Source organism: bacterium (genome assembly GCA_016873475.1).
In the GTDB taxonomy this organism is placed as follows: domain Bacteria; phylum Krumholzibacteriota; class Krumholzibacteriia; order JACNKJ01; family JACNKJ01; genus VGXI01.
This window is the reverse complement of record VGXI01000128.1, coordinates 1-9474: the sequence shown is the minus strand read 5'-3', so window position 1 is coordinate 9474 and position 9474 is coordinate 1. Positions and strand designations below refer to the sequence as shown.

Annotated in this window: 7 protein-coding genes; 1 reads left to right on the top strand and 6 read right to left on the bottom strand. The window is 73.1% G+C overall.

Annotated elements, in window-relative coordinates:
* From purH to FJ251_10580, 5 genes are all read right to left on the bottom strand, one after another.
* Positions 1 to 1442 (bottom strand): bifunctional phosphoribosylaminoimidazolecarboxamide formyltransferase/IMP cyclohydrolase (gene purH, locus FJ251_10600; GenBank protein ID MBM4118170.1); only part of this gene is annotated, 1442 nt, incomplete at its 3' end.
* A complete protein-coding gene (locus tag FJ251_10595; GenBank protein MBM4118169.1) occupies positions 1262 to 2152 on the bottom strand; it encodes a phosphoribosylaminoimidazolesuccinocarboxamide synthase in 891 nt (296 codons plus the stop codon). The genes FJ251_10595 and purH, both read right to left, overlap by 181 nt.
* Positions 2149 to 2778, bottom strand: a complete 630-nt coding sequence (locus FJ251_10590; GenBank protein ID MBM4118168.1) for a phosphoribosylglycinamide formyltransferase — start codon at positions 2776 to 2778, stop codon at positions 2149 to 2151. Before FJ251_10590 ends, FJ251_10595 begins: the two co-directional genes overlap by 4 nt.
* Before the next feature lie 82 nt (positions 2779 to 2860).
* Positions 2861 to 4276 (bottom strand): ComEC/Rec2 family competence protein, encoded by a 1416-nt coding sequence (locus tag FJ251_10585; GenBank protein MBM4118167.1) that lies wholly within the window; start codon positions 4274 to 4276, stop codon positions 2861 to 2863.
* Between the two features lie 30 nt (positions 4277 to 4306).
* A complete protein-coding gene (locus tag FJ251_10580; GenBank protein ID MBM4118166.1) occupies positions 4307 to 5665 on the bottom strand; it encodes a GGDEF domain-containing protein in 1359 nt (452 codons plus the stop codon).
* Positions 5666 to 5905: 240 nt separating this feature from the next.
* Between FJ251_10580 and FJ251_10575 the strand changes: the two genes are divergently transcribed.
* Complete coding sequence (locus FJ251_10575) at positions 5906 to 7819, top strand: LysM peptidoglycan-binding domain-containing protein (protein ID MBM4118165.1); 1914 nt, start codon at positions 5906 to 5908, stop codon at positions 7817 to 7819.
* A 46-nt stretch (positions 7820 to 7865) separates the two neighbouring features.
* On the opposite strand, the gene FJ251_10570 is transcribed toward FJ251_10575, so the two are convergent.
* Positions 7866 to 9152, bottom strand: coding sequence for a glucose-1-phosphate adenylyltransferase (locus tag FJ251_10570; protein MBM4118164.1), 1287 nt, complete (start codon positions 9150 to 9152; stop codon positions 7866 to 7868).
* Positions 9153 to 9474: the final 322 nt, after the last annotated feature.

Sequence of the window (9474 nt, the reverse complement as noted above, 5' to 3'; positions counted from 1 at the left end):
AGGCGGCTCATCTGCCCGGCGCCGGCGCCGATCAGGTGCTCCTCCCGCCAGATGACGATCGCATTGCTCTTGACGTGCTTGACCGCGCGCCAGGCCCGCTCGAGCCCGCGCAGCGTCTCGGCGTCGGGCGCCGGCCCGGCCACCCGCCGCCACTCGGCCGTCGGCACGAACTCCGCGTCCTCGTCCTGCACCAGCAGCAGCGGCCCGATCGAGCGCAGGCGCCGCGGCGCGCGCCAGGCCGCCGGCTCGGGCAGGGCGAGCAGGCGCAGCTTGCTCTTGGCGGCCAGCGCCTCGCGGGCATCCGCGCTGTAGCTCGGCGCGACGAGCAGCTCGACGAACTTCTTGGCGAGGAAGCACGCCACGGCGGCGTCCGCCGGCGCCGAGAGCGCGACCACCGAGCCGTAGGCGCTCACCGGATCCGAGCGCCAGGCGGCGTCGAGCGCGGCCGCCGCCGTGGCGCCGAAGCCGATGCCACAGGGATTGCCGTGCTTGATCACCGCCGCCGCCGCCTCGCCGCCCCCCAGGTCGGCGATCAGGTCGAGGGCGGCGCCGAGATCGAGCAGGTTGTTGTAGGAGAGCTCGCCGCCCGCGAGCTGCGTGAAGGGCGGCGCCGACGCCAGCCAGGCGTGCAGCGCGCCGCGCTGATGCGGGTTCTCGCCGTAGCGCAGCTGCGCGAGCGGCGCGTCCAGCCCGGGCGCATCGGCCGGCTCGCCGCCCCCGAACCAGGCCGCGATCTCCGTGTCGTAGTCGCGGGTGTGCGCGAAGGCCGCCGCCGCCAGCCGCCGCCGCAGCGGCAGGTCGATGGCGCCCTCGCCCGCCGCCAGCGCGGCCAGGAACTCCGCGTACTGCGCCGGCGCGCAGAGCACGGCGACGCGCGCGAAGTTCTTGGCCGCCGCGCGCAGCAGGCTCGGCCCACCGATGTCGGGGTCCGCAGCGCTCGCCGCCGTCTCGCGGAAGCGGTAGAGGTTGACGACGACGAGGTCGACCAGCGGTAGGTCGAGCGCCGCGAGATCCGCCGCGTGGCGCGCGGGGTCGGCGAGGATGCCGCCGAAGACCTTCGGATGCAGGGTCTTCAGGCGTCCCTCGAGGCACTCGGGGCTGCCCGTGTACTCGGCCAGCTCGCGGGTCGCGATGCCGGCCGCCGCCAGCGCGCGGCGCGTGCCGCCGCTCGCGATCAGCTCGACGCCCCGCGCCGCGAGAGCGCCGGCCAGCTCGACGAGGCCGTGCTTGTCGGTGACGCTCAGCAGGGCGCGCTGGATCTTCACCGGGCCGCCTCCGCCGCGAAGAGGAGACGGTGGATCTCGGCGTAGCGCTCCGCGAGGCGCTCGAGCAGCGCGGCCGGCAGGCTCGGCGGCTCGCCGCTGCGATCCCAGCCGACGGCGTCCAGGTGCTTGCGCAGGATCTGCTTGTCGTAGGAGTCCGGCGTCCGCCCGGGCGCCCAAGCCGCGCGCTCCCAGTAGCGCGAGCTGTCCGGCGTGAAGACCTCGTCGATGAGGATCAGCTCGCCGTTCAGCGCGCCGAACTCGAGCTTCGTGTCCGCGATCAGGATGCCGCGCGTCGCTGCGTAGTCGGCCGCGAAGCGGTAGAGCGCGAGGCTCGTCGCGGCCAGCCGTGCTAACCAGGCCTCCCCCACGATCGCCGCAGCCTCGGCGGGCCCCACGTTGAGGTCGTGCCCGGACTCCTCCTTGGTCGCCGGCGTGAAGAGCGGCGGCTCCAGGCGCTCGGCCTCGCGCAGGCCGGCGGGCAGGCCGATCCCGCAGACCGCGCCCGTGGCCCGGTAGTCCTTCCAGCCGCTGCCGACCAGATAGCCGCGCACCACGCACTCGAGGTCGAAGCGCTTCGTCTTGTGGACCAGCATGCTGCGCCCCGCCAGCTCCTCGCGCCGGTAGGGCGGCGGAAAGTCCCGCCAGTCGGCGCTGATCAGGTGGTGGCGCACGAGGCCGGCCGTCGCGATGCGATCGAACCAGGCCACCGAGATCCCCGTGAGCAGGGCCCCCTTGCCGGGGACGGGCTCCTTCATCACGACGTCGTAGGCGCTGATGCGATCGGTGGCGACGATGAGCAGGCGGTCGCCGAGATCGAAGAGGTCGCGGACCTTGCCCCGGTAGCTGGGAGTGAGGCCGAGGCTGCTGCAATCGACGAGGGCGTTCATGTGGCGGGCTCCGGATTGGCGGTGAGGAGGAGTCGGCGGCCTTCGCGCTGCCAGCCGCCGGCGAGCAGGAGGCGCAGAGCCTCCGGATACAGCCGGTGCTCCTCGACGAGGATGCGCGCCGCGAGGCTCGCCGCGCTGTCCATCGGAAGCACGGGCACCGCTCGCTGCAGCACGATGGGGCCCGTGTCGACGCCGGCGTCGACGAGGTGCACCGTGCAGCCGCTCACGCGCACCCCGTGTGCCCAGGCCTGCGCCTGGGCGTCGAGGCCGGGAAAGGCCGGCAGCAGCGAAGGATGGATGTTCACCACGCGGTCGGGATAAGCGCCGAGGAAGTGCTCGCCGAGGATGCGCATGAAGCCGGCGAGGCAGATCCACTCGGCGCCCGCCGCGCGGCAGGCGGCCAGGAAGCGCGCTTCGCATTCGGCATCGAGCCGCCCGCGCTCGCGACGGCCCGTGATCACTGCGCTCGGGATGCCGAAGCGCGCGGCGACGGCCAGCGCGCCGGCCCCCGGCTGGTCGCTGGCGAGCAGGACGAACGCGGCGGGCAGAGTCCCCGCCTGCGCGGCCGCGGCGAGAGCCTCGAAGTTCGAGCCGCGTCCGGATGCGAGAACGGCGATGCGGGTCATCCCTGACCTGTCGGGAGCGCCGGATCTGGCGTGGATTCGGGGTGGCGGCGCGCGCGCCGCCTCGGATCGACGAGCCCGCATCCTAGACGGGGCCCGGAAGGGTGTCAAGGCAAGCGGCCGCGAGCGCGGCGAGCGCGGGTGTGGCGAGCAGCAGCGCCCCGCTCGCGCCGAGGCGACCCGCAACGAGGCGGTGCAGGCCCAGGCTCCAGGCCAGCCAGACGCAGGGTGGCGGCGGCGCGGGGTGCAGCACGAGCGCGAGTGGTCCCCCGCCGAGTTCGGCGACGCCGGCCAGCAGCGCGAGCGCGAAGCCGGCCGGCTGCGCGATCAGCGTTGCGCCCGGCAGACTCGCGAAGGGCAGCGCGAGCCAGCCGAGTCCGAGGGCGGGCGCGCAGAGCAGGCCGGCCGGCAGATTCCAGAGCGGTCCGAGCAGCGGCAGCTGCTGGAACTGGAGCAGCAGCACCGGCAGCACGGCTGCGCTGCACAGGAGGCTCGCCCGCAGGCCGGCCAGGGCCTGCCAGCGCAGACGCGCGAAGCCCGCCGGCGGCGGCGCGCCTGCCGGCAAGCCGGCGATGAGCGCGAGCGTCGCGAGATAGCTGAGGAGAAAGCCCGGCGTCATCAGCGCCTCCGGGCGCCAGAGGAACTCGCAGAGCCCCGCGCAGGCGAGCGCCTCGGTCGCCTGAGGTCGACCGCCCCGGCGTCGCCAGCCAAGCAGATAGCCCGCCATGAGCAGCGCGCGCAGGACGGGTGGCGTGTCGCCCCAGACCAGTGCCAGGAGAGGCAGGAGGCACAGGAGCACGGACTCCGCGCGGAAGACGCCCGCCGCGCCGAGCAGCGGCGCCAGCCCCAGGCGCAGGAGGATCAGGAAGATCGCGACGTGCTGGCCGCTCACGGCAAGGATGTGCGCGAGCCCCGCGTCGCGGAAGGCCTCGCGCAGCTCGCGGGGCAGACCGCGGCGCTCGCCGAGCAGGAAGGCACGCGCGAGCGGGGCCTGCGCCGGCGGGAAGTGCCGCGTCAGCGCGCGCGCCCAGCGGTCGCGCCGGCTCGGCCCGGCCAGCCGCGAGGCGCGGGTCGCCGGGCTCTCGCAGCGCTCGGCCTGCCAGGCGATGAGCCTCAGCTCGCGGCCGCCCTTCGCGCTCGGCAGCGCGAGACCGACGCCGCGCAGGCGCGCGCCCGGCGCCGGCAGTTGGGTACCGAGGCCGCGGAGCGTGAGCGCCGGCTGGCCGCGCAGGCGTCCCGCAAAGGCACGGCCACTCTGCGACTCGGTGGTTGTCCAGCGCCCCTCGATCTCGACGCGCTCGCCCGGCGCCGGCAGCGCCGGCAGCCTCAGCAGCACGAGCAGGAAGCCCAGGAGGCGCAGCAGCCACTGCAGGCGGCGCCCGCTCGCGCGCGGCCCCGCCGGCAGGAAGAGCAGCGGGAGAAACCAGGGCAGCAAGGCCGCCGCCGCCGGCAAGCGCAACGGCAGCCCCGCCAGTACACCGAGGAAGAGCGGCCAGAGCACGCGCGCTCCCGGGGGGCGCGGAGCGGGAGGTTAGACGGCGTCGCCGGAGGCGGGCGCGAAGGAGACCCGGTTCTTGCCGCCCCGCTTGGAGCGATAGCAGGCGGCATCGGCCTCGCGGAAGAGGCCGCGTTCGCTGACGGCATCGCGCGGGTAGAGGGCGCCGCCGATGCTCACCGTCACGCGCAACTCGCCGCCCTTCGGCAGCACGGGGAAGGGGTGCTCGGCGACGGCGAGCCGCAAGCGCTCGGCCGCGCGGAGGGCGCTCTCCTCGTCCAGGCGCGGCAGGAGGACGACGAACTCCTCGCCGCCGTAGCGAAAGACGAGATCGACGCGGCGCAGCGTGCGGTGCAGCAGGCCGCCGAACTCGCGCAGCACGCCATCGCCGGCTTCGTGGCCATGGCGATCGTTGATCTGCTTGAAGTCGTCCAGATCGACGACGAGCATCGCCAGGGGCTCGTTGTTGCGCGTGGCGCGCTCGACTTCCACCGGCAGCTGCTGGTCGAAGAAGCTGCGATTGTAGACCTGCGTCAGACCGTCGACATAGACGACCTCGGCCAGCACGCGGTGATTGTGGACCAGCTCGGAGAGCGCCTCGCCGAGCAGCCCCAGTTCCGCGGGCAGGCTGGCCGGGAATGCCCCCGCCGGCAGGCGCAGCTCGAGCAGGCCCCAGGGCAGGCTGCCGTCCTCGCTGGGCAGGCGCAAGGGCAGGAGCAGCCAGTGCCCCGCGCGCAAGGTCGCGCTCGCCGCGGGGAAGGCGAGCGCGCCCACCGCATCGCCGGGCAGGGCGAGCAGGCCGCCGCCGGCCAGCGCGCGGCGAAAGGGATGCTCGGCGGCGAGGGTGTCCGGCTCGAGCGCGACGAGGCCGGGCTGGCTCTCGCCGTTCTCCAGGTCCTCGAAGTGATAGACCGTCGCGCTGCCGCCGGGGTGCCAGCGCCCCAGGGCGGCGAGCAGGCGACCCAGTCCGCTCAGGATGCCGGGCTGGCGTCCTTGCAGGCGCAGCACGGCGAGCACTTCGCGCAGTCGTTCGAGCGGGGGCTCCGGCAGGGGCTCGACCGCGTCGGCGGCTGCGGCGAGCGGCGCCGTCGCCGGCAGCGCCGCTGGCGCGACCCGCTCCGCGTCGACGGGAGCCGGGATCGCGCCGAGGGCACGCCTCAGGACGAGGCGATAGCGCTCCCCTGCACGCGCGAAGACGTAGTCGCCGCCCGCCTCGCGCGCATAGACGCCGCGGGCGACCAGGCGCTCGGCGAGCTCGAGCGCGAGCGCACGCTCCCCATCGGCCCCGCCGCTGCGCAGGACGGTGTCCAGCCGCACCCGCTCCTCGGGCGACAGGGCCTCGCGGGGCAGAAGGTGCTCCAGAAAATAGCGGCTGCTCCGCTGCTGACGGCTCATGCGCTGGACCGAGTATCCCTCTCAACTGATATAATTACAATGCTCTGCTGATCGTACTTCAAGTATACACTCAGCCGGCACCCGCCAGTCAACCCCCCGCTCCCGGGCGCGATTCATGGTTGCCAGATCTGCCCGGCTGCTTCTAGACTTCCGCGCCCGGCAGGTCTTCCCCTTGCTGAACTCGCTTCGGGGCTCCGGCACCGTCCAGTGCCCCAGCATAACGGACGCCAGGAGGTCCCTGTGATCCGCAGTCGCGCCCAGATTCCGGGGCTGCTCGCCCTGTTGCTAGTCCTACCTGCCTGTGCAAGCCACCAGGAGCGCCCCTCGACGGAACCGTCCGCTGACGTCACGCCCCGGGTCCTGACCACGGCGGCGACGGACAGCCTCTTCGGCCCCGCCCTGACCGCCGACAGCGGCATCCTCGTCGAGACGCCCGTCGAGTGGTCCCTGCGCGACCGCGCCCTCGCCTTCAAGCCAGAGCTCCAGGCCCTACAAACCCACTACGACGACGCCGTGCACTTCCTCGCGCAAGGCGACCTGCTCACCGCGCAGGAGCACATCGACCAGGCGGTGGCGGAACTCGCCGTCGTCCAAGGGGACAGCGCCATGGTCGCCGGCGGCCTCGCGCGGCTCTACCTGAGCAGCCTGCAGAACCGCCTCGACCGGCTGCAGGAGATCTTCGACGAGGAGTCCCTGATGCACTTCGCGGCGCCGCTCGCGGTCGCCGACGACTCCCTCGTCGCCCTCTGGTACGGCGGCCTGCCGGATGTGCCGGCGCGCGCGCTGGCCATCGAGCGCAATCCGCGCGTCGACAAGTGGATCGACCAGTTCAGCGGCCGCAGCCGCGAGATCTACCAGAACTGGCTCAACCGGGGCGAGGCCTACCGGCCGATCATCGAGGCGGCGCTCGCCCGCTACGAACTGCCCAAGGAACTCTACTACCTGGCGATGATCGAGAGCGGCTTCAAGCTGACGGCCGTGAGCAGCGCGGGCGCCGTCGGCCCCTGGCAGTTCATCCGTGGCACGGCGCGGCGCTACGGCCTGACCGTCGACTACTGGGTGGACGAGCGGCGCGACATCGTGCGCTCCACGGAGGCCGCCTGCCAGTACCTCTCCCACCTCTACGGCATCTTCCAGGACTGGAACCTGGCGATGGCCGCCTACAACTCGGGCGAGTTCCGCGTGATGAGCGCGATGCGGCGGGCCGGCAGCCGCGACTACTGGCAGCTCGATCTGCCGCGCCAGACCGAGGACTACGTGCCGACGATGATGGCAGCCGCCTGGATCGGCGCCAACCTCGAGGACTACGGCTTCACGATCCAGCCGGAGCCGGCCTTCACCTACGAGGATATCGAGATCGACCAGGCGGTGGACCTCTCCGTCATCGCGCGCAAGGGCAACTTCAGGCGCGCCGAGCTGGAGGCGCTCAATCCGCACATCCTGCGCTGGTGCACGCCGCCGGATCGCCAGGGCTACGCGCTGCACGTGCCGGCCGGGCAGTCCGAGATGCTCCGCACCGCCCTCGCCGTGCAGGAGCCCGAGGAGCAGCGCGTCAGCTTCGCCAAGCACAAGGTCCGCCGGGGCGAGACCCTCTTCGAGATCGCCAAAGGCTACGGCACCACCGTGCAGGCGATCATCGACCGCAACAACATCCGCAACCCGCGCAACCTGCGGGCCGGGATGAGCTTGGTCATCCCGACGCATCCGGATCGCGGCTGGCAGGAGCCGGTGCCCAACGGCGTCGCTGCCGCAGCCGCCAAGGTGCTGCCGCCCCTCAAGGCGGAGGAGGGCCGCGCCAAGGGCTACTACACCGTGCGCCGCGGCGACAACCTGTCGGCGATCGCCAGCCGGCTCGGCGTTCCCCTCCGCTCGCTGCAGCGCTGGAACAAGCTCGGCCGGAGTTCGCGCATCTATCCGGGCCAGGTCCTGCAGTACCTGGGCTCGGGCAGCGGCGCCGTCGCCGAGAAGGGCCAGCCGGACAGCAACGCCGCGCCGGCGCGCCGCGTCCACGTCGTGAGCCGGGGCGAGACGCTCTCCAGCATCAGCCGGCGCTACGGCACGACGGTCGAGCGCCTGCTGGGCTGGAACGAGCGCCTGAGCGAGAAATCCGTGCTGCACCCGGGCGATCGCCTGGTGCTCTACACCGACAGCTAGTCGAAGACGCGCGTCGCCGGCCGGGCCCCGCGCGCTGCGCGGGCCCTCAGCCGAGGCAGCTCGTGCCGTCGGGCACCTGCTGGCCGGGGAAGCGCGCGCTGATCGCCGCGTCGACGGTCTCGACAGCCCAGCGCACGTTGCGCCCGATCGTCCAGCCGGGCGGCAGCACGCTGTCCTTGGCGATCAGGCTGAAGCCCCCGCGCAGCACCTGCGGCTTGTCGGCGTTGCCGTCGCCCGCGCCCTCGCCGCCGAGCCGGCAGCCTTCGCCGAGCTCGACGCGCTTGTCGACGATGCAGCGCTCCACCCGACACTGCGCGCCGATCAGCGTGTCCTCCATCACGATCGCGTCGCGCACGAGCGCGCCGGCCCCCACGCGCACGCCGGGGCCGAGCACGCTGCGCTCCACGCGGCCGTGGATGTGGCAGCCTTCGCTGACGAGCGAGTCGAGCACCTGCGCGCCGTGCGCCAGCTCCATCGGCGCTCGCTGCGGCGCCCGCGTGATGATCGGCCACTCGGGATCGGAGAGGCGGAAGACGGGCTCCACCCCCAGCAGATCGCGGTGGGCCTGGACGTAGCTGTCCAGGGTGCCGACGTCGAGCCAGTAGCCGGGGAAGTTGAAGAGGGCGAGCTGGCCCTGCGCCACCCAGTCGGGAACGAGGTCGCGCCCGAAGTCCAGCGCCGGCTCCGCGGCGCCGCGGTCGCGCAGCGTGTCGAGCAGGAACTGCCGGCGGATGACGTAGATCCCCATGCTCGCCAGGTTGCTGCGCGGCCGCGCCGGCTTCTCGGCGAAGTCCACGACCCGGCCGGCGGTGTCCGTCTCGAAGATGCCGAAGTGGTGCGCCTGCGCGAGGTCGACGGGTCGCACGGCGACGGTGACCTGCATCAGCGAGGCCTCGTGCTGCGCGACCAGCTCCCGATAGTCCATGCGGTAGATGTGGTCGCCGCTCAGAATGAGGAAGTGGTCGGCGCGCGACTCGAGGAGGAACTGCAGGTTCTCGTAGAGTGCGTTCGCCGTGCCGCCGTACCAGTTCGAGCGCTCCAGGCCGCGATGCGGATGGAGATACTGCAGTCCGCCCTCGCGGCGGTCGAGATCCCAATCGCGCCCGAAGCCGAGATGGTCCTCCAGGCTGCGCGGCAGGTACTGCGTGAGGATGGAGACCTCGGTGAGCCCGGAGTGGAAGCAGTTGGAGAGCACGAAGTCGATGATGCGGAAGTTGCCGCCGAAGGGGACGGCCGGCTTCGCGCGCAGCGTGGTGAGGAGGTCCAGCCGCTCGCCGCGACCGCCCGCCAGGACGAGCACGGCCACGCGGCCGTAGGGGCGCGCTGCCTTCATCGCTCCACCCCCCGCACGAGCACGGCGCCGGAGGTCGCGGCATCCACGCCGGCCGGCACCACGCTCCCTTTAGGCAACACGAGCAGGCGCTCGGTGCCCACGACGCGCGCGCCCTCGCCGATGCGCACGCCCTTGTCCAGGATGGCCCGGTGGACGCGCGCGCCGGCGGCCACCTTGCAACCCGAGAAGAGCACGGCGCCCTGCACGATGGCGCCCGGCGCGACCTCGACTTGCGGGAAGAGCACGGAGTCGGTGACGCGACCGGCGATGCGCCCGCCCGCGGCGACGATGCAGCGCTCGACCTCGGCCTCCGGGCCGACAA